Below are 21,301 nucleotides of genomic sequence, written 5' to 3'. Positions count from 1 at the left end.
TTTCGGCCTTATCAGCTAACCTTTTGATTCGTCAGCTAGACGCTGTGCTCTATTTGCCAGCGCTCTAGCTTTCGCAGCAGCGACCTTATCTGACAATTCAGATAATTTGGCAATAATATCCTGCGTCTCCTTATCTTCACGTAAATCAGCCTCCGCCATATGCGATTGCAATGAACGTTTAAGGAGCTCAGGAATAGATTTGCTGTCCATTTCCCAACCCTTCAATAGAATAAACTTTGACACTCTCAAAGAGTCTATCGACCATGTGGGAATATACTTAACGATTAATTGTTCAATTTCCGAAATTAATCGCTAAGAAGGAGCAAGGCGTTTACAGCCCTTGATAATGCGTTACCAGCGTGCCTTTGTGCTCTTTTAAAGAATACTTGATAACAGCAATTGAGGCCGTAGAAAACAAACTTGTGGTGTAAGACTGGCACAGTTCATCAACGAGATAGCTAACTAGCGGCATGTGACTAACAACAAGAAGTTTTTTGATTGGTTTTTTGGAATTGACCGCGGCGTGAAGAAGTCCATCAATATAATCACTCACCAGTCTTGGCGAGCCTTCCGGAACAATATCTTCATTATTTTCAACTTTGTTCGCAATGATATCAAGCGATACCATATCATGGGTCTGTTTGGCTCGACGATAAGGGCTCACAAGCGCTAAGTCCACAATGCCTTTCTGGCAATACTGGTCTTTTAACCATAAAGCTGCTGTTTTGGCTTGCTCTCTACCTAATGGTGTAAGTTGCCTGCTTTTATCATCGAGTCTGGGCGCTTCTGCTTCACCGTGACGCATAATGAAAAGATAAATGTCGTCGTTGCTACTTTGACCTGACATAACATTGCGCATAGTATTAATGAAAGTACGCTAACGATATCAGAGAGCTGATTCTTCGCCTAGCGCTAAACTATGAATAATGAGAATTTTCGACCATTATTTAAGGTTTTGTGAAGATTATCTTAATAGACGCTCCAGCAGTAAGGTGCCTTTTATCAAATATGAGACGATGTGAATAACACAATAAACCTAGAAGACGCGCACCACGTTATGTTACCTAACGGGCTACGCGCTATGTTATGTTATACGCCTGAGGCAAGTGAGTCGTTTGTCTCTATGGCGGTAAGAGCTGGGCACTTTTACGACCCTGATGACTGTCAGGGGTTAGCTCACCTGTTAGAGCATATGTTGTTTATGGGAAGCCGTCATTTACCCAAGCCTAACGCAATAAATGGTTTTATTGAGCAGCATGGGGGCACGATAAACGCGTGGACAGGCACCGAGTATGCAAACTACCATTTCAACTGTAGCGGTGACGCTATTGCGCAAACCTTGCCCGCGTTCGCCGATATGCTTAGACAACCTTTGTTTGAGGACGAGGCGCTCACTAACGAAATCAAGAATATCCATGCAGAATTTGAATTCAAAAAGAAAGACGACCTGCGTCGACTTTATCAAATTCACAAAGAAACCTGTAATCCCCAGCACCCCTTTGCTAAGTTTTCAGTAGGTAATAGTGATACCTTTTCTCAACATGGATGCGCCGCGCTTAAACAACGCCTTAAAACACTTCATCAAACCTATTACTGCGCAAAAAACATGTGCTTGTGTATCGTCAGTACCATGCCGCTCCCGCAGCTTGAAGCATTAGTGCACCAATGTTTCGGTAGTATGCCACAAGGTGAATTGGCAGCTGATGATTGGCCACCGCTTTACACCGATAATGAGCTAGGAATACAAATAAACATTCACCCACTGCAGTCAGCTAAGCGAATGATAGTAACGTTCGCCCTACCCGCTTTGCAGAACGACTACAAAACAAAACCATTGAACTATATTAGTCATTTAATTGGGGATGAAGGTGAAGGAAGTTTACTTGCCTACCTTAAAGAAAAAGACTGGGCGCTGAACCTCATTGCTGGTTCAGGTATAGAAGGAGACAACTTTAAAGACTTTAATGTGAGCTTTCAGCTGTCGCAAAACGGGCTCGACAACAAAGACCGTGTATTAGAGGCACTTTTTAGTTATATCTCAATAATTCGAGACGCTTCTCATGAGGATTGGCGCTTTCACGAGAAATCGAAGTTAAATACGCTAACCCTTGAGTACGAAGAAAATATCAAGCCACTTAGCCTGGTCACTGAATATGCGCAGCACCAGTTTATTTTTGGTCCAGACGAATTATGCAAACTGCGTTCTACCATAGGAAGTTATGATAAAAGCGTCATTGAACATGCTTTGTCCTATTTCACTCCAGACAACATTCGTCTGAAAGTTATTTCGAAAGACGTAAAGACCACTCAAGTTTGTGCATTCTACGAAGCTGAATATAGCGTTGAGAAAATTGATGCTGTGTTGTTGCAAAAACTATCTTCACCTTCACCTATAAGTGAATTACAGCTTCCTCCACCCAACCCTTATTTAGCAAACGAGTACAGCCTTATACTGCCTGAGACTGGATTTAACATTCCTAATAAGTTAGTCGATACCGGCGGTTACCGGTTCTGGTTTGCCCAAGACCAGCAGTTCCACAGCCCTAAAGGCGATATTTATATTTCTTTTGACGCTGCAAAATTTTCTGACTCTTTACTGTCTGTTGCCGCTAAACGCATTTGGCTTGGCGCTTTAAATGATCATTTGCAGGCAAAATACTATCGAGCTGAAATTGCCGGTCTTCACTATCGTATATATGGCCATCAAGCTGGTTTTACGCTTCACACGCGAGGCTTTACTAACCAGCAAACCTTTTTGGCCAACGAACTTCTCGATGCTGTACTTGATTTTGTACCCGACGAAAGAGCGTTTGAGCATCACAAAACGCTGCAGCTCCAAAGCCTTCACAACTCGCTATTGAACAAGCCAACTAACCGTTTATTTTCTAGATTAAGCGTGCTTATTCAACGCAATACCCAGGCTCCAGTAGAACTTTTAGATGTGATAGACACTATCTCTTACGAGCAAATGCTTAATTTCAGAACCCGTGCTTTTGAACATTATTTTATTGAAGCATTTATTCACGGAAACTGGGCGAGTGAAGAAGCAAAAGCCTTTTCAGCAAACTTACAAAAACAATGTAAGAATGCAGGTGGTGGTCCACTATCACGCGCCGTATCTAAGCTTCCAGTAGGCGGGACACTTTATCATGAAGTGCTGTGCAATCATGACGATTCAGCGGTTGTGCTTTATCTACAGGCTCCGTCCCCAGGGTTAACCGATACGGCGTTATGTATGGTATTAGAGCAAATGCTAGCCGCTCCATTTTTCAATTCGTTACGTACAGAACAACAACTGGGCTATATCGTAGGAACGGGCTATGTTCCACACAACCAGCACCCCGGCATGGCGTTTTACATTCAAAGTCCACAATGCAGTCCCAAACACTTGTTAGATGCGATGACCGACTTTTTATTTCAGCAGTTAAACGAAATAGAATTCTACCGCTTCTATTGGCCAACTATTCAACAAAATCTCATAAAGCAGCTAGAAGAACGGGACCTTACCCTTTCGATGAAGTCTCAACGATTATGGGTAAGCTTAGGTACCCAGGATTTAGGATTTAATAGAAATGTTAAGCTTGCCGAGCGAGTGAAAGCGCTGAGTTTTGAAGAAATTCAAGATTTTGCACACCAACTCGCTAAACGTGAACGTTGCGGAGAACTGGTTCTGTTTTCAAGAGGAAAGTTCGAAGCAATCGAAACACAAGGGAAACGAACTATCAACAGCATTTCTCACTTTAAGCAAGAAATCCCGTACTACTAATCAACGTATACTAATAGCATAGTGTTAAACAAAACCGGCGATTTGCCTGTCTATTCACAGTACGTTTAGCATCGTGTTTACGCGGTAAGTATACTGCGCTCATAAATAGCCAACTTAAAAAGTAGCTAGCAACATAGCCCGTTCTTTCAACATCTTGTGGAAAACAAACACGAACCTACAAGATAGCCAGAATATAAACGTCAAGTTTTTGACCATGGTGTCGATAAATAGACATCGAATTTACCCTCGGTTGCTTAATAAGTAACCCATCATCCCTGCTATCTCTAAAAAGTCCTTGTAGAGACTCGGTTAATTCGGCATATTTATCATTCTGGTTGTTAGGGATGCTGCCAGAAAAATTAAAAAAATAATAAATGGCGTATGCCAAAGGTGTATAGGTGCGCTCAACCCTAATTTATTCAATGCTGCTTCTCTCGTTGGCTTTGTCTGGAATTATTTTCAATTCTGCAAAGGCGATAGAAGTGTCTGATCTTCACTTCACAGAATTAAATAAGCAACACGGCCTATCAGATACCGCAGTGTTAGACATTGTGGAAGACCATATGGGGTTTATTTGGCTAGCGACGTCAAATGGCCTCAATCGCTATTCGGGTTATGACGTAAAGCAATACCACCCGTCAGATGTTGATCCAAACTCCTTACCTTCTGGTTTCATTAAAACACTATTTGTCGATTCTGAAGGGCAACTGTGGGTTGGTACTCATTCCGGATTAGCACTTTATCAGCCCGCGTCCGACAACTTTAAAGTCTTCAACAAAGATAACTCTGTTATTAAAACCGATTTAATCACTGCCATCTCTCAATCAAAAAATGGCGACATCTTATTTGCAGATAAAAAGTTTTTGTATCGTTATTCAAAAAAAGCTTCACAAATCAGTGTCCTCACTCAAGTTTTTAAAGAAGAAAGCTTTATAAAAGTGATTTTTGAAGAGGCTAACCGTATATGGGTTGGCTCTAACCAATTCGGTGCTGCCTTAATAGACGTTGAAACGCTGGAAGTTCACAATGCAAGTAAAGTGAACCCTTGGGGTGTTTCTTTAGACATACGTGCACTGCACGATATCACTGTAATTAACGGCAATTATTGGTTGGCGACAAATGAAGGCCTTATTGTTTTAGCGTCTAATGGTCGTATTTTAAAGCGCATTAAAAGTGATGATTTGGGCGTAACCGAAGAAGTTAATTCTTTTTCAATTTCTGTGGTAGGTAAAGATATTTGGGTGGGCACTTATATCGGACTGTTTTTATTGTCAGATGCTGCTGAGAGCTCTATATCGGCAGATTATCAACCTGATTATTTGCATTTGAATTCAGATATTTATAGTTCTACTGGCATTCCATCGGCCATCGTATTTCGAGTAATTGAGGACCGGACGGGTGTTGTATGGGCCGCCACCTTTCATCGGGGCGCTTTTAAGTATCATCCTGAATATGCCAGCGTACATTTTCAGCCAGTTTACAACTCCGAGCGCCACAGCGACGATAATTATTCTACCCTGTGGGGCTTTGCCGAAAGCAGCAATAAGACACTCTACCTAATTTCTCAGCAAAAAGGGCTAGGTAAAATATCCCGAGAAACAGGCAAGGTATCCTTTTTCAAATTTTTCGAAGACATGGACCCAGCTATACATTACTGGGACATTGAAATTGATGAACAAGATAATATTTGGATTGCTTCGTCTGCTGGCTTACTCGTGCTAAAAGATAATGGCGACAACCTAGAATTAGTACATGAGTATTTCAAAGGCACATTCATAGATTATATTTTCAAGGGCGACTCATCCATCTGGCTACAAGTGTTAGATGGCCGTATCTTCTCTATAAACACCAACTCTAGTTCTAGCCAGATACAAAACAATGAAGTAATAAAAACGGAAACAACTGAACAAGCCAAAGGCATATTAGCAATTTATGAAGATGACAAAAATAACATTTGGTTTAGAGCAGGTGAAAAGCTAATCATTTACTCTGTAAATGAGGGAGAAGTCGTTCGAGTTTTAGACTCATCCAATGGAATAAATTCATTAGTCTATGGTGTACACGAAACTGCTTCTGGCTTATGGTTGACCACACGGTCTGGTGGCGTTATTCAGCTAGATAAGAAAAGCTTCACCCTGATTAATAAGCAAAAAAGAGACAACCAAAGTGGTTTTATAACTTCAACAGTAGCTGTAGGAAACAGCATTTGGTATTCCGATGCAAAGGGGGTACACAAGGTTCACCTACCTTCGCTCAGAGAAGCAGACAGTATTCCTAACGCCCAGTTGGAATTTAACTCACTTGGTGAAGGCGCCGTCATTGCCACTTCTGATGAGACAATTTATTTTGGTGGTAACAAAGGCTTTGTTAAAATTTCAAAGCAAGCAATAAACGTTAATGATCAAGTAGAGCAAACCCTACCTCCACAACTGTATCAAGTGAGTGTGTTTGGTTCAGTTGAAAAAACCAGATATACACAAGACAAAAGTGAAGACACTTCAAGTTATCAGGCTTTAAAAGAAAGTATCACTTATGAAGAACAGTTAATGCTTAAGCACGACGAAACGCGCTTTAGTGTTTCATTTGGGCTTGTTAACCCGGTTTATCCGGATCAGGTAACCTATCGATACAAGCTTACCGGTTTTGAAAGTAACTGGGTTTACGTCGATAAAGAACGTACTGCACAGTTTAACAATATTTCATTTGGTAACTATACATTTTCAGTACAAGCGAAAGAGCCAGGTAAAGCTTGGTCTGACAGCAGAGATTTAAAAATTACTATTGCGCGCCCTCCCTGGCTTCATACCGTTGCCCTTGTGTTTTATTGTTTAATCGCCTTAGCAATACTTGCCTTTATTATTCGCCAGTACCAAATAAGAAAGGCAAATCAGCTTGCTATTAAAGAGTCAGAAGAACGTTTAAAACTTACGTTGTGGAGTTCGGGCGATGAGCTGTGGGACTGGGATGTCTATCGAGGTCAGGTTTATAGGGCAAACACTTGGGGCACGTTAGATTTTCCTCAAGACGATATTCGTACCACCGGCGCTTATGATGCCAATATTCATCCTAACGACATTAATCGTGTCAAATCTGCACTCAGAGAGCATTTAGAAGGCAACAGTGATTTTTATGAACTAGCCTACCGCGCTAAGACATTTAAAAATCAGTGGATCTGGATCCTTGATCGCGGAAAAGTGGTTGAGCGTGACCATAACGAACAACCAGTGCGAATGACGGGTACGTTAAAGAACATTCACCACTTAAAAGAAGCAGAAGAACAGCTTAACCTGTTCAAGCGCTCGATAGAGAACATTTCAGAAGGGGTATTTATTACCAATACCCAATTCAAATTTATCAGCGTTAACAATGCTTACTGCAGCTACACCGGGGAAACCCGCGACCAAGCCCTTGCCAGCTACATGCATTTTCACCTGTACCCCGATGCATTTACCGAAGAAATCAAGAAAACCCTTAAGTCTAAAGGCAACTGGTCTGGTGAGGTAGAAAGCGTACGTGTGAACGGCGAACGCTACGAAATGGAGCTGAATATTGATGCCGTACACGATGAAGACGGCAAAATTAGTCATTTCGTGGGTGTTTTCAGCGATATTACTTCACGTAAGAGCACCGAAAAAGAACTATTAAAGCTCGCGAACATCGATCCTCTTACCGAGCTACCTAACCGTTCGTTTTTCCAAGCAAGTCATCAAAACTTGGTGCGAAAATCCAGCGCTCACTCCTTACTTTGCTTGGACATGGATAACTTTAAAAAGATAAACGACTCACTGGGCCACCAAACCGGCGACATTTTAATTAAGCAAATAGCCAAGCGACTACAGCGCATTACTGGCAAAAATGCCACCTGCTACCGACTGGGTGGCGATGAATTCAGTATATTGATGGAAGATAACGCTGATATTCATACTGTCACCCACTATGCACAAAACTTGTTAGATACGTTATCGCGCCCCTTTATTATTAATAAACAAGAGTTTGTGCTGGGCGCAAGTATTGGTATTGCCTTTTACCCTGATGACGGTGAGTCACCCCAAGAAATGCTTAAAAACGCAGATACGGCTATGTACTTTGCTAAAAACAACGGCGGCAACAGCTATCAGTTCTTCAGTGGTGAAATGAATCAAAATGCAGTGAGGCAGCTGCAAATTGAAAACTTAATCCGCCAAGGCATTAAAGACGACCTATTCACCGTTTACTATCAGCCAAAAGTGGATATTGCTTCGGGCAAGTTAGTCAGCATGGAGGCTTTAGTACGTTTTGAACACCCGCAAAAAGGCATAGTAAGCCCTGGGCAATTTATCCCGTTAGCAGAGCAAACCGGTCAAATTATTGAAATTGGTGAGCAGGTACTTCGCAAGGCCTGTGCCGATACCAAACGCTGGGTAAATCAGGGGTTATTTAGCGGTCGTGTGGCCGTTAATATTTCGGCAAAGCAGTTTGAACTACCAGACCTAGATGACAGAATAAACAGAATATTGAGCGATGTAGGTCTGTCACCGCTTCACCTTGAGTGTGAAATTACCGAAGGCACGCTAATGGAAAGCCCCGAAAACGGCCTTCAAATGATGACCCGACTGCGTGAGCGAGGCATTCACTTAGCGCTAGATGATTTTGGCACCGGCTATTCGTCACTGGCGTATTTAAAACGTTTCCCTCTCAACACCTTAAAAATTGATAAAGCGTTTATCGATGATATTGCGAAAAGCAATGTGGACAGGCATATGGCAGCCGCCATTATAAATATTGCCCACAATTTAGGTCTTAAAGTGGTAGCAGAAGGTGTCGAAGAAGAGTCACAATTAGACATACTGCGCCGCTATGACTGCGAGATGTTACAGGGGTTCCTATACAGTCGCCCACTAAACGCAGAACGTTTCGAAAAGCTGCTTACCGAAAATCAAAAGCTACATACACTGTTAGGCAGTAGCCAGTACTAATGCCTTCCCCCCTTCGGCATTCTTTACTGAGGGGGCATTTCTTACCCCGCTAACTACCTTCAAGCGGCAAGCTTAGGCAAAACTCTTCCCTTTCAACCTTCGTATATTAGACTTTAGTGCCATTATTATGGCGCTAGCTTTGCCCCTATTTACAGCACCCCAAAAAAAACTCGTAAACCTTTGATTTTAAAGAATTTAAAAAAGCATCTTACATATTGGCACGTAACTAGCAATAACTAGAGTGCCGGTAACAAATATAAAAAATCGGCTTTGTTTGTTCGTTCAAAAATATCAGAGGAAATTAACATGTTAAAAGAGTACGCTGTTGCACTAGTACTTTCTACCGCTACCCCAGTTGCTGCCGACAAACTAGAAGGCGCTAAACAGGCTCCTGAGTCGCAAAAAGAAACCACTACTCAGCCAGAGTATATTAGACCTCAAACAGGTGGTGGTGTTGGTGTAGGCTTATAATTTGAAGCTTAAACGATTTTCAAAAAAAGAGAGTACCTACTCTCTTTTTTTATATCCGCAAGATAAGAACAACATTTAGTTAATAAGGTAATCGCTGACTCTACGCTGCAATATAAAGATTATTAAACCCTACCGCATTGCGCCAATGTATATGGCGAGAGATAGAGAACATGGGCAGCAAAACAGGGCCTAGAATAAGACCAGCAAACGCCCACTTCTTCGCATTCATTCCCCATTTAAACGCTTCTACATAAAAATAGAGAGAAAAGATAACGCTTAATACTACGAGTGAAATCACACTGCCTCCGCCTGTTTAACCTAATTACGTGGGGGTACTTGTCCCCATCAATTATTCAATTTAACTTACTGATAATTGACGCCAATAAATTGACACGTACATTTTTTAACCGCCTGAATTCTACCCAAAATAGAACAATAAACCAGCAAAAATACCCATTAGACATAAAAAAACCGGGCAATGCCCGGTTTTTAACATTTTATAAACTTAGCTGTAAAATTTTTGATCGTTTTCCGCCATTTTTACTAACACTTCAGCAGGTGCAAATTTATCACCTACAGCAGTAGCATAATGGTTTAAACGAGCAACAAGGTGTTTGATACCCAGTGTATCCATATAGCGGAACGGGCCGCCTAAGAATGGAGGGAAGCCAATACCGAAGATAGCGCCAATGTCGCCGTCGCGGGCATTACGGATAACGCCTTCGTCTAAACAGCGCGCTGCTTCATTAAGCATCATTAATACACAGCGTTCAGCAACTTCTTTTTCGCTTAGCTTAGCAGAAGGTGATAGCCCAAGTAATTCGTAGATTGACTCATCCACTTCTTTACCTGGTTTTTTGCCTTCATAAGAATAAAACCCTTTTTGGTTTTTCTTACCTTTTCTGCCGTCTGCAAGTACTTTGTCAAAAGCACTTGGCGCAGTGAAGCGCTCGCCGAACGCCTCTACAAGAAATGGGATGATCTTAGTACCAACATCAATGCCCACTTCATCAAGTAGTTTCACAGGGCCTACCGGGAAGCCAAACTTAACCAATGACTTATCGATGTGCTCAATAGGCTCACCGTCAAGAATGAGGTTTGCCGCTTCATTCATGTAAGGTGCCAAAATACGGTTTACGTAGAAACCCGCACCGTCTTTAACAACAACCGGTGTTTTGCCTTGCTTTTTAGCAAATTCAACTGTCGATGAAATGACTTGGTCAGACGTTTTATCGTGAGCAATTACTTCGGCCAAAGGCATTTTGTCTACTGGCGAAAAGTAATGCAGACCAATCACATTTTCAGGACGTGCTGCCTTAGCTGCAATTTGTGTAATAGGAATAGACGAGGTGTTAGACGCGAAAATCGTGCTTTCTTTGCAGTTTTCTTCAATATCCGCCACCATTTTTTGCTTAAGATCTAAATCTTCAAAAACCGCTTCAACAACGATATCGGCATCCTGGTAACCGCTGTAATCAAGCGTACCGGTAAGAAGCGCTAACTGCTTCTGCATTTCGCTGTTACGCATGAAACGCTTCTTCACCTTTTTGTTTAAGATGTCATAGCTATATTTCATTGCATTGGCGATGCCTTCAGCACGCACGTCTTTAATACGCACAGGTACACCGGCTTTGGTCGACGTTACATAGGCGATACCACCACCCATTAAACCACCGCCAAGCACACCGACTTTCTTCATTTTTTCAGGTTTAACACCTTCAACGCCGTTTTCTTTCTTCATTTCTGTCGTAGCGAAGAAAATCTGACGTAACTGGAAAGATTCCGGCGTCATAACAAGCTTACCAAAGGCTTCAGCCTCGGCTTTAAGCCCCGCTTTCATCCCTTCGTTCATGCCCGTTTCAATTACATCAATAATGTAGCCTGGCGCTGGATAATTACCTTTGGTTTTGGCAAATGTCGCCTCGCGCGCTTTTTTGAACATCATGTTACGGCCCGGGCCGGTTTTCTCTAACACTTTGTCCATCACACTCTTTTGCGGCGCTTCCCTTTCTGGTTTGCGTTTAAGCGCAAACTGTTCAGCTACCTTCAACAAAACACTGTGAGGTACCACATCATCTACAATACCGTACTTTTTAGCTTGCTTAGCGCGTGCTGGAGACCCAGTAAGCATCATTTTCATCGCTTGCTGAATGCCAATTAGGCGAGGAAGGCGCTGAGTACCACCGCTGCCTGGCAACAAGCCAAGCTGCACTTCCGGTAGACCTACCTGAGTGCTAGGTGAATCGGTACATACACGGTAGTGACACGCTAATGCTAGTTCTAAACCACCGCCTAACGCTGGGCCGTGAATAGCCGCAACAAAGGTAGCCTTCATGTTCTCAATTCTATCGAAAATGGCTTGACCGCCAGCGGCAATCGTTGTGGCATCTTCCGCAGTTTTACACGCTGCTAGCATGGTGATATCGGCACCTGCTACGAATGAGCTTGGCTTGCCGCTTGTTAACACCACACCTTTAATGCTGCTGTCGCGTTCAATATCATCAAGCATGGCAGATATCTCATCGCCAAACTCAGCTTTAAGCGTATTCATGCTCTCGCCAGGTACGTCCATGCTAAGAATAGCTACGCCATTATCTTGCTTGGTTAACGTAAATGCACCTGATGTTGGCTGAACTTCATTTGTCATTTCTTGTTCCTGACTCATATTATTCTGTCTCCACAATCATTGCGGCACCAAGACCACCCGCAGCACATGCAGTAAGAAGACCTGTACCGCCGCCACGACGATTTAGTTCGTTTAGCATTTGCGTGATCATACGTGTTCCGGTTGCAGCAAACGGGTGACCATAAGCAATTGAACTACCCATTACGTTGAATTTGTCCATATCAATTTCACCCGTCGCTTTGTCGCGGCCAAGTTTCTCTTTAGCGAACTTGTCACTTGCGAACATCTTAAGGTTTGCCAAGGTTTGCGCTGCGAACGCTTCGTGCATTTCAATCAGTGTTAGGTCGTTTAGCGTCATACCTGCGCGGTCTAGCGCAATAGGTGTCGCATACGACGGCCCCATTAGCATGTCTTCCCACACGTCGATTGCCGAAAACGCGTAGCTCTTAATGTAGCCAAGCGGCGTATAACCTAGCTCTTTCGCTCGGCTCTCTGTCATCATAAGCACTGCAGAAGCACCGTCAGTAAGCGGTGTAGCGTTTGCCGCAGTTACCGAGCCGTACTTTTTATCGAATACCGGGCGAAGTTTTGCGTAGCCTTCAAGCTTAGAATCGAAACGTACGTTGTTATCGCGCTCAAGAGCACCTTTGTAAGGTTCAGCATAAGCGGTCATCACTTCGCTAGACAGCTTGCCTGCTTCCCAGCTTTCAGCGGCTAGGCTGTGCGAGCGATGCGCAAGCTTGTCTTGCTCTTCACGAGAAATTTGATGCGTTTTCGCCATTTGTTCTGCCGTTTGCCCCATCGACAAACCTGTAGAGTACTCAGCTACAGCAGGAGGTACTGGCGCTAAATCTTTTAGGCTCAAACGCTTAAAGATGTTTAGCTTTTGACCCAAGGTCTTGGTTTTCTGTAAATCTACCAACGCACGTGCAAGATTCTTCGATACACCGATAGGCGATACTGATGTTGAATCTGCACCACCTGCAATCCCCACCTGAACCGTACCGGCCATCATGCTTTCAGCGATGTTTACCGTAGATTGAAAACTCGTCGCACATGCACGAGATACGCTATAAGCATCGGTGTGAATATTCATGCCTGTACCAAGCACGATTTCGCGCGCAATGTTTGGCGCTTCAGGCATTTGCACTACTTGACCGTAAACAACTTGGTCAACCCACTCTTTTTGAACACCATGGCGAACGAGAAGTTCGTTTACGACCATTTTACCTAGATCAACAGCCGGAACACCGTGGAAATATGTAGCCATCTTCGCAAACGGAGTACGCAACCCCGCGACAATGGCGATGCGATCACCCTCTCGGGTAGTAACTGATTGTTTTGTTGCCATAATGCACCTAAATTAATGACCGACTTCCGTTTGAGCTCATCGCCCCAAAGTGGTCTGACCTGTAATAAACCCGATTTTTACAAACAATGAACAAAATAGCAAATAATGCAGGGTTAAGGGCAACATAAATGAAACTAAAGTTTACCCTGGTTATAAATTTTGACCGTTTTATGCTATCGAAATTTAAAAAGCTTGCTTTGCATCCAACCGCATATCGCGTTTTTATTACTGTTTGACGACTTGAAGAAAGATAGAATGAACCTTATATGGAAATGAAAGTCTGTTTTGTGTCATTGTGACGGGCTAAAGCTATCTAACTAATATGTAATTTACTTTGTAGCTAAGCGATCACTTTATCAGAGATTTATAAATCTATCGTTCCGATGACACTTCCTGATAACGAGAACTCAAACGGAAATTTTGCATTATGGCAGCAGCGCAATTTCAACAGTTACACGCTTATTTAGACCAGCAGATTATTGGTCAGCGTGCGTTAACCAAAAGCCTTCTTATCGCTCTTTTAGCCGACGGCCACCTTCTGGTAGAAGGTCCTCCGGGGCTTGCAAAAACACGTGCAATCAATGCACTTGCTAACGGTATTGACGGCGACTTTCATCGTGTACAATTTACCCCAGACCTTTTGCCTGCCGACTTAACCGGTACAGATATCTACCGCCCTGAAACCGGCGAGTTTGTTTTTCAAAAAGGGCCGCTCTTTCATAACTTAGTGCTAGCCGATGAAATCAACCGCGCACCCGCAAAAGTGCAATCGGCCCTGCTTGAGGCCATGGCGGAACGTCAAATTACGGTAGGCAGTAAAACCTACCCTCTTCCTCCGCTATTTTTAGTAATGGCAACGCAAAACCCACTAGAACAGGAAGGAACTTATCCACTTCCTGAAGCACAGCTAGACCGATTCTTAATGCACGTGGACATTGATTACCCTGGCGCCGAGACAGAATTAGAGATATTGCGCTTAACGCGAGGTGAAGCCCTCTCAGAACCGCCTGTTACGCCACCAACGCTAACTCAAGACGATATTTTTACCTCGCGTAAAGAAGCGTTGTCTTTGTATATGGCGCCTGAGTTAGAACAGTATTTAGTTCAATTGATTATGGCTACACGTCAGCCTACGAATTTTGACGCGGAATTAGGCCAGTGGATAGCGATGGGAACAAGCCCTCGAGCAACCATCAGTCTAGATCGCTGTGCACGCGCTCACGCATGGCTTAGCGGCAGAGACTTTGTTGGTCCTGATGATATTCAAGCTGTGGTTCACAACGTGCTTCGCCACCGTATTATTCTGTCATATCAAGCCGAGGCTGAAGGCGTAACGATTAACGACGTACTTGATAAGATTGTTGCAACTGTCGCAGTCCCTTAAGCTATGGTGAATGTACAAGCGCAGCTAAACAAGCTGCAAAGTAATGGCGTCTCGTTGTCTACCGCAGAATTATTACGCTACCAGCAGTTAGCTAAGCTGTTTAGTTTGGCGCCTAAACGTATGCCACAAGCTAAACTTGCTGGGAGTTATCTCACCAAGCACAAAGGCCGAGGCATGGAGTTTGATGAGGCCCGGCATTATCAGCCTGGTGATGATATTCGCGCTATTGATTGGCGCGTTACTGCGCGCACGGGTAAAACTCACACTAAAGTGTATCGGGAAGAGCGAGAGCGCCCGGTTTTTCTATTCTGTGACTACCTACCTTCAATGGCATTTGGCACGCAGCTGCTTACTAAAGCGGTGCAAGCCGCTCATGTATCTTCATTAATTAGCTGGTCTGCTGCCGCTCGCGGCGATAAGGTTGGCGCGCTGGTATTTAATCAGCAACAGCACAAAGAAATTAAACCACTAACTCGCAAAAAAGCAGTGTTGCACGTGTGTCATGAACTTATGGCATTGCACGAACAGAGCGCGCAATCTAAGCCGGACAAAGTCAAAGACGAACAAGCTTTTGCCGATGCGTGCGCTAGGGCAAGACGAATAGCAAGACCGGGGAGCTTGGTTTATCTTGTGTCGGACTTTCAGCATTTAAGTACCCAAGCTATTCAACACTTAAGTCACTTAACACGACACTGTGAAGTAAGGGCTATCGTAATTAACGATCCAATAGAACACGCCTTGCCACAAACCAGTTCACTACAAACCGTCAGCGTTTCTGATGGCCGAAACCAACAACGCTGGGTGTTAGGCGACAATACCGAGCAACAGCACTATCAAAAATGGCGCAGTGAACACAACAGCGCGATTTATAGCACCTTGCGCAAAAACAATATCGCTCGATTTAGTGTTTCAGCGGGTCTTCCCCTAGACGAGCAGCTTCAAAGTATGCAACAAGAACAAAGGTTGGAGCTTAATTAATGCAGAGCAGTATTCTTTCAACCCATTTTGTATCAAGCTTTTTATCTAGTTACACAAAATCAGCTGCTCAATCGATGCCACCGGCAAATCAAATGCCAGTGCCCCCTCAGCAGCAAGATCCACTCGCTCAACTGCGCGATATACACGTACCTACAGAGGTCAACATTTGGCCATTAGATTGGGGTTGGTGGGTCGCAATTGCAGTAGTTTTACTTGCTCTATTTTGCCTATATAAAGCGATCACTGCTCACCTACGTCACAACAAGGCGCGTAAGCAGGCTTTAGCCTTACTTGAATCGATTTCAGCACAACAAAGCAATTGGCCCGTAGCGTTAAACTCAATTCTAAAACGCACGGCGATGAGCTATTACCCAACTCAGCAAGTAGCTGGGTTATACGGTAAACAGTGGCAAGCGTTCTTAACCTCTGCATTGAAAAATAGTGATAGCAAACTTGAAAGTGATTTAGGTTTGTTAGTAAGCAATGTTTATCAAGCCACCCCCAACCCTAGTGATTTTGAAACCTGCAAGGGGGCAGTAAAAAACTGGCTTTCAAAAGCCAAACTGCCAAAAAACAAGGGGGCTAAAGGCGGTGTGAATGATGGCGGTCTAAACGATGGCAGCCATCATGATAAACAAGCCAAGGAGCCGCATCATGCTTAATTTTGCTTGGTGGTGGGTCTTTTTCGTACTCCCCTTACCTATTATAGTTCGCTTGCTTTCTAAAAAAGCACAAGACATGCCTATGGCTGCACTGCGGGTTCCTAGTTTGCGACCTGGTGAAGTGTCAGAGCAAGCCCAATTGAAACAAACCAAAATTCCGCTAGTGGTAAGTAGCTTAATATGGCTGCTGCTCGTAACGGCTGCCGCGCGCCCTCAATGGTTAGGAGAGCCTGTCAGCATACCGAACGAAGGTCGAGAAATGATGTTGGCGGTTGACTTATCGGGCAGTATGAAGATAGATGATATGCAGCTAAATGGCCGACAAGTTAACCGTTTAACCATGACTAAGTCGGTGGTTTATGACTTTATCCAGCGTCGCGTAGGCGACAGAATTGGGCTTATCTTATTTGCCGATACTGCTTACGTTCAAGCGCCGCTTACCTATGACAGAGATACGGTTTCTACACTTCTGAGTGAAGCTGTCATTGGGTTGGTTGGCGAACAAACGGCCATAGGCGATGCGATAGGTTTAGCCGTGAAGCGCTTTGACGAACGGGAAGAGTCTAATAACGTATTAATTCTTCTTACCGATGGGCAAAATACTGCAGGGAATATTACCCCCGAGCAGGCGAAAGAGTTGGCGATTAGTAAGGGTGTGAAGGTTTACACTATTGGTGTGGGTGCAGATAAAATGCTGATCCAAAGCTTTTTTGGAAGCCGACAAATAAACCCGTCGCAAGAGCTTGATGAGGGCATGTTAACCGACATTGCGACTAGCACCGGCGGCCAATATTTTAGAGCTCGAAATGCCCAGGAACTTCAGGCTATTTATCAACAACTTGACGCGCTTGAGCCTATTGAAGGTGAAACGCGTAAGATGCGTCCATTGAGCGCTCTGTTTTACTATCCCCTTGGTGCGGCAATATTACTGTCAGCACTATGGGCATTCTTCACGGTTCTTTTATCAACATTTCGTTGGTTCGCACAAAGACGAATTAACTCGTCCCAGCCACACCCGAGCTCAGCTGATTCAAAACAAGCAGCACAAACAAATAAGGAGACGAAGTAATGGAATTCGACTTCTTAAACCAATTTCATTTTTTACGCCCCGAATGGTTTATCGCGCTCGCTCCCTTGATGCTGCTTGTGTTTTTAATTAGAAAAACCACGGCTAAGCAATCTGGCTGGCAATCTGTGATCCCTTCTCACCTATATCAATACATGGTGATTGGAAAAAACGAAATGGGCGCAAAACCTCCAATGTGGATGCTTGCTTTTGTGTGGATTATAAGTGTGATAGCACTCGCTGGCCCAACGTGGGAGCGCCTGCCGCAGCCGGTTTACCAGTTGAAAATGGGACACGTTATAGTCATAGATATGTCGCTTTCAATGCGCGCTACCGATATGACGCCAGACAGGCTAACTCGCGCTAAATATAAAGCGATAGACCTAGTCAACGCTATTGGTGAAGGAGAAATGGGCTTGGTTGCTTACGCTGGCGATGCGTTTGTCATTAGCCCCTTAACCGAAGACGCAGGAAATATCACAACCCTTATCCCAAGTCTTTCACCGGAAATTATGCCCGTGCCGGGCAGCGACCCACTCCTAGGCATAGAGAGTGCGTCAGAGCTTCTCACGAATGCCGGATATAACTCAGGCATGATCTACTGGATTACTGACGGTATAGAGTTAGAACAACAACAAGAGCTTCAAGAGTATGTGGCTTCTATTCCTTTTACAGTAAATGCACTTACCGTTGGGACATCTGAAGGCGCGCCTATTCGCCAGCAAAGCGGCGAGCTCTTGAAAGACTTCACCGGCAGCATCGTTATTCCCAAGTTAAATGAAGGCGCAGTGAAAGGTGTGGTTAAAACGAGCGGCGGACGCTTTGAATCCTTTACATCAAACGACGCCGACATTGATGCCCTCGCCTCGGTATCTCTATTAGATAAAAGCGACAGCGAAGAGAACGAAGAAGAGAGTAATTTGCAAGGAGACCAGTGGAAAGAAGTTGGCCCTTACTTGCTGCTTATACTTCTTCCGTTTGCCGCCTTTGCATTCAAACGCGGGTTAGTTTTCATCGTGTTGGTGGGTTTACTTAGCCCCTCTATGATTAAAAACGCCCATGCTCTGCAACGTGCCCAAGCCTCAGAAATTGCTGGCACGTCACAAGGCATAAGCGCACCAGAAAATACGCTAGAGATGACAAATAATCCTGATTCACTTTCATGGTGGCAAACGCCATTTATGAATGACAACCAGGAAGCATTGAACAGTTACCAAAGAGGCAAGTACAAAGACGCCGTAAATCAGTTTAATGACGACACCTGGAAAGCATCATCACTTTATAAATCAGGTGACTACGAAGGTGCATTAAATGCCTTCAAAAACATTCCTGGCCCCGAGAGTCTTTACAATCAAGGCAATGCACTGGCAAAACTCGGTAAGCTTGAAGACGCTATTAAGAAATATGATCAGGCGTTAAGCGAAGCCCCCGATTTCGACGATGCAAAAACCAACAAAAAGATTGTCGAGGATTTGCTGAAACAGCAGCAACAGCAGAATCAGGAGCAAAACCAGAACGAAAATGGCGATGACGGCGAACAGAGTGACTCGCAGGATAATGGCCAAGATAGCTCTGATAACTCTGATAGCTCTGATAGCCCTAATAGCAAACAGCAATCAGGGGACCAGAACAATCAGGAAGGTTCAAACGAGCAGAATGGTCAGCAAGACGGTAATGAGGGTCAACAGTCTGACCAAAGCCAAGCTAATGATGAACAGCAAAATGGCGGAGATAACTCACAACAGCCTGATGATTCCGAGATGAACAGTCAGAACGAGTCATCAGACTCTATGCAGCAAAATGCAGAACAGGAAGAGTCTGATCAAGGTGACAGCGCGCAAGCGCAAAAAGACGAACAACAAGCAGAGCAGGAAGCAAAGGCTATGCAAGGTCAAGAGACCGAGCTTACCGACGCAGAAAGAGAAGAGCTGCAGCGAATGGAGAGTTTAATGCGCCGCGTGCCAGATGACCCTGCATTTCTACTAAAACGAAAAATGCAATTAGAAGCACAAAAACGTCAGCGTCAACGTATGCCTTCAAACCGGAGTGATTGGTAGATGAGAGCCTTATTACAGTCTATACGTATAGTTTTTTTATTTACCCTACTTGTAAATGCGGTGGCTTATGCCGATGTAAATTCGCTGGAAGCCACCATTGATAGAAACCCTGTCATGTTGGATGAAGCGATTCGCTTAACGGTTACCGCAGACGGCAGCGCGGACAGAGATGCATTCGACAGCTCTCCCCTGCTTAAAGATTTTGTGGTCGGCAGAACATCGGTAAGTAGCCAAACCTCAATCGTCAATTTCGACACCAAGCGTACCACCGTTTGGACCACTACGTTATTTCCTCGTAAGGAAGGCACGTTCACCATTCCTTCACTAACCATTGAAGGTAAATCAACCAAGCCTATTCAAGTTAAAGTAATACCAGTTCAAGAACAAAGTAATGTCGCACGAGACTATTTTGTTACCACGGATATCGACTTGAAAGAGGCCTATCTAAATCAACAGCTGCTTTATACGGTTAAGCTGTTTCTTTCGAGCAATATTGAGCGCGGCAGTTTACAAGCGCCAGAAATGCAAAATGCGGAAATTACCCAGCTAGGAGAAGATAAACAGTATACCGATATCGTAAACGGTAGAAGGTATCAGATTATAGAGCGTCAATTTGCCGTTGTGCCTCAAGCATCCGGTGAATTCACGCTAAGAGGCCCTATTTTCACTGGCGAAGTGATGGCTGCCAATACCAACCAACGTTTTGGCTTCTTCAACCGCACCCAGCAAATTAATCGGGTTGGGCCCGACATCACGGTGAACATTAAGCCCATTCCTCAGGGGATAGATTACCCTTGGTTGCCTTCTGAAATGGTGCGAGTGGATGAAGAATGGCCACAAGGTGATAGTTTTGTAGCAGGTGAACCAGTCACCCGTATTGTTACGCTAACCGCATTGGGCGTAGTAGAAGAGCAGCTTCCCGATATTCCAGAGTTTTATCCGCCAAACTTTAAGCTGTACCCTGATCAATCTAATACTACGACAGTCGAAAAAGACCAGAGCTTAATTTCACAGCGCCAAACGTCGCTGGCAATTATTCCTACGCAGCCGGGTAACTTTGTCTTACCTGAAATTACTATCCCTTGGTTTAATACGCTTACTCAGCAAACCGAGTATGCCACTATTCCCGCTCGTTCAATTACGGTAGCGCCAGCGAGCGGCGCAAATAATGCTAATACTTCTAATATCCCAAATACTCCATCAACCAGTAGTACAGGTACTGACGCTATTCAAAACGATATACCTTCCACTGCAACAAAGCCTAGTGTTAGTACTAACGATGAGAGCAAGCCATTAGGCTCTGCTTCAGGTGAAGCCATAACTGACGAAAATGCGCAGTTTAATTGGATGGTAATTGGTGTACTACTTGCGCTGTTTATTATTGCGCTTACAGGATGGTTAGTTACCTACAGAAAGCTTAAGCAGGCTCAGTCTGCCGGACTTGGAATAACTCACAAAACCGGTTCTGCACAGCGCATCCACTCTAGTGCTCAGTGGGATGAAAAAGCACATTTTCAGAGCCTTATGTCTGTGATTAAAGCAAAGAATACACGTGAGCTAACACCTGCCCTTAACAAATGGATAAAGGCGCTTACCTTAGGTAACGCGCAACTTTCACAATTTAAAGGTATCACCGATAGAGTAAATGAACTTTACGCACTTCGTTTCTCTGCCAATAAGGTTGATACGAGCGCACAATCTAAACAAGTTACGAAGGCTTTAGAGCAACTCTCGCATGAAATTAAGCTAGCTCGCAGCGAATGGAAGCAGAAAAATACAAAGAACGATCACACGCTATCTAACTTATATCCTGCTTCATAAAACGCATTTCATTTGCTAATACACTAGAATTTGCGTAATGAAAGCCCTTGCAACTAGCTAAATCAAAGTGGCGAGGGCTTCTTAACAAAAATGATTGCGTTCGAGAAACAGTCGAGCCTTCGAGCCTTATTGTCCTCTTTAAGGCTTATTAACCTTAGAAGCTT

14 protein-coding genes are annotated in these 21,301 nt (G+C 44.0%); 9 read left to right on the top strand and 5 right to left on the bottom strand.

Annotated features, from left to right (window positions below):
• Positions 1–15: 15 nt before the first annotated feature.
• Together ACX5KA_RS00880 and sixA are read right to left on the bottom strand one after the other, a co-directional pair.
• Positions 16–210: a hypothetical protein gene (locus ACX5KA_RS00880; protein WP_014978722.1), complete on the bottom strand. Its 195-nt coding sequence runs from the start codon at positions 208–210 to the stop codon at positions 16–18.
• Positions 211–331: 121 nt separating this feature from the next.
• Positions 332–847 carry a phosphohistidine phosphatase SixA gene (sixA, locus tag ACX5KA_RS00875; RefSeq protein ID WP_014976012.1) on the bottom strand — a complete coding sequence of 172 codons (516 nt, stop codon included), beginning with the start codon at positions 845–847 and terminating at the stop codon, positions 332–334.
• A gap of 171 nt (positions 848–1,018) precedes the next feature.
• Between sixA and ACX5KA_RS00870 the strand changes: the two genes are divergently transcribed.
• The 3 genes from ACX5KA_RS00870 (at position 1,019) to ACX5KA_RS00860 (ending at position 9,192) form a co-directional block, all read left to right on the top strand.
• Positions 1,019–3,766, top strand: coding sequence for an insulinase family protein (locus ACX5KA_RS00870; protein ID WP_458730226.1), 2,748 nt, complete (start codon positions 1,019–1,021; stop codon positions 3,764–3,766).
• Positions 3,767–4,164: 398 nt separating this feature from the next.
• The gene (locus ACX5KA_RS00865) at positions 4,165–8,721 is read left to right on the top strand and encodes an EAL domain-containing protein (RefSeq protein ID WP_458730225.1); all 4,557 of its coding nucleotides are present in this window, start codon (positions 4,165–4,167) and stop codon (positions 8,719–8,721) included.
• A 306-nt stretch (positions 8,722–9,027) separates the two neighbouring features.
• Positions 9,028–9,192 (top strand): hypothetical protein, encoded by a 165-nt coding sequence (locus ACX5KA_RS00860; protein WP_458730224.1) that lies wholly within the window; start codon positions 9,028–9,030, stop codon positions 9,190–9,192.
• Between the two features lie 100 nt (positions 9,193–9,292).
• Here ACX5KA_RS00860 and ACX5KA_RS00855 read toward each other — a convergent pair whose 3' ends face one another.
• From ACX5KA_RS00855 to fadI, 3 genes are all read right to left on the bottom strand, one after another.
• Positions 9,293–9,490, bottom strand: a complete 198-nt coding sequence (locus ACX5KA_RS00855; protein ID WP_458730223.1) for a hypothetical protein — start codon at positions 9,488–9,490, stop codon at positions 9,293–9,295.
• A gap of 207 nt (positions 9,491–9,697) precedes the next feature.
• Positions 9,698–11,839: a fatty acid oxidation complex subunit alpha FadJ gene (fadJ, locus tag ACX5KA_RS00850; RefSeq protein WP_458730222.1), complete on the bottom strand. Its 2,142-nt coding sequence runs from the start codon at positions 11,837–11,839 to the stop codon at positions 9,698–9,700.
• A gap of 19 nt (positions 11,840–11,858) precedes the next feature.
• The gene (gene fadI / locus ACX5KA_RS00845) at positions 11,859–13,169 is read right to left on the bottom strand and encodes an acetyl-CoA C-acyltransferase FadI (protein WP_458730221.1); all 1,311 of its coding nucleotides are present in this window, start codon (positions 13,167–13,169) and stop codon (positions 11,859–11,861) included.
• 427 nt (positions 13,170–13,596) lie between these two features.
• Here fadI and ACX5KA_RS00840 point away from each other — a divergent pair, with 427 nt between their 5' ends.
• The 6 genes from ACX5KA_RS00840 to ACX5KA_RS00815 are packed head-to-tail and all read left to right on the top strand — an operon-like array spanning position 13,597 to position 21,137.
• The gene (locus tag ACX5KA_RS00840) at positions 13,597–14,553 is read left to right on the top strand and encodes an AAA family ATPase (RefSeq protein ID WP_458730220.1); all 957 of its coding nucleotides are present in this window, start codon (positions 13,597–13,599) and stop codon (positions 14,551–14,553) included.
• A gap of 3 nt (positions 14,554–14,556) precedes the next feature.
• The gene (locus ACX5KA_RS00835; protein ID WP_039216729.1) at positions 14,557–15,531 is read left to right on the top strand and encodes a DUF58 domain-containing protein; all 975 of its coding nucleotides are present in this window, start codon (positions 14,557–14,559) and stop codon (positions 15,529–15,531) included.
• Entirely contained in the window at positions 15,531–16,193 is a 663-nt protein-coding gene (locus ACX5KA_RS00830; RefSeq protein ID WP_039216728.1) for a DUF4381 domain-containing protein, read from the top strand. The genes ACX5KA_RS00835 and ACX5KA_RS00830 overlap by 1 nt, the downstream gene beginning before the upstream one ends.
• Positions 16,186–17,262, top strand: coding sequence for a vWA domain-containing protein (locus ACX5KA_RS00825; RefSeq protein ID WP_039216727.1), 1,077 nt, complete (start codon positions 16,186–16,188; stop codon positions 17,260–17,262). Before ACX5KA_RS00830 ends, ACX5KA_RS00825 begins: the two co-directional genes overlap by 8 nt.
• Positions 17,262–19,316 (top strand): vWA domain-containing protein, encoded by a 2,055-nt coding sequence (locus ACX5KA_RS00820; protein ID WP_458730219.1) that lies wholly within the window; start codon positions 17,262–17,264, stop codon positions 19,314–19,316. The genes ACX5KA_RS00825 and ACX5KA_RS00820 overlap by 1 nt, the downstream gene beginning before the upstream one ends.
• A complete protein-coding gene (locus ACX5KA_RS00815; protein ID WP_458730218.1) occupies positions 19,317–21,137 on the top strand; it encodes a BatD family protein in 1,821 nt (606 codons plus the stop codon).
• Positions 21,138–21,301: the final 164 nt, after the last annotated feature.

The sequence above is a fragment of the Alteromonas alvinellae genome (assembly GCF_902705805.1).
Note: the sequence above shows the minus strand (reverse complement) of the source record. Positions and strands in the feature narration are given on the sequence as shown.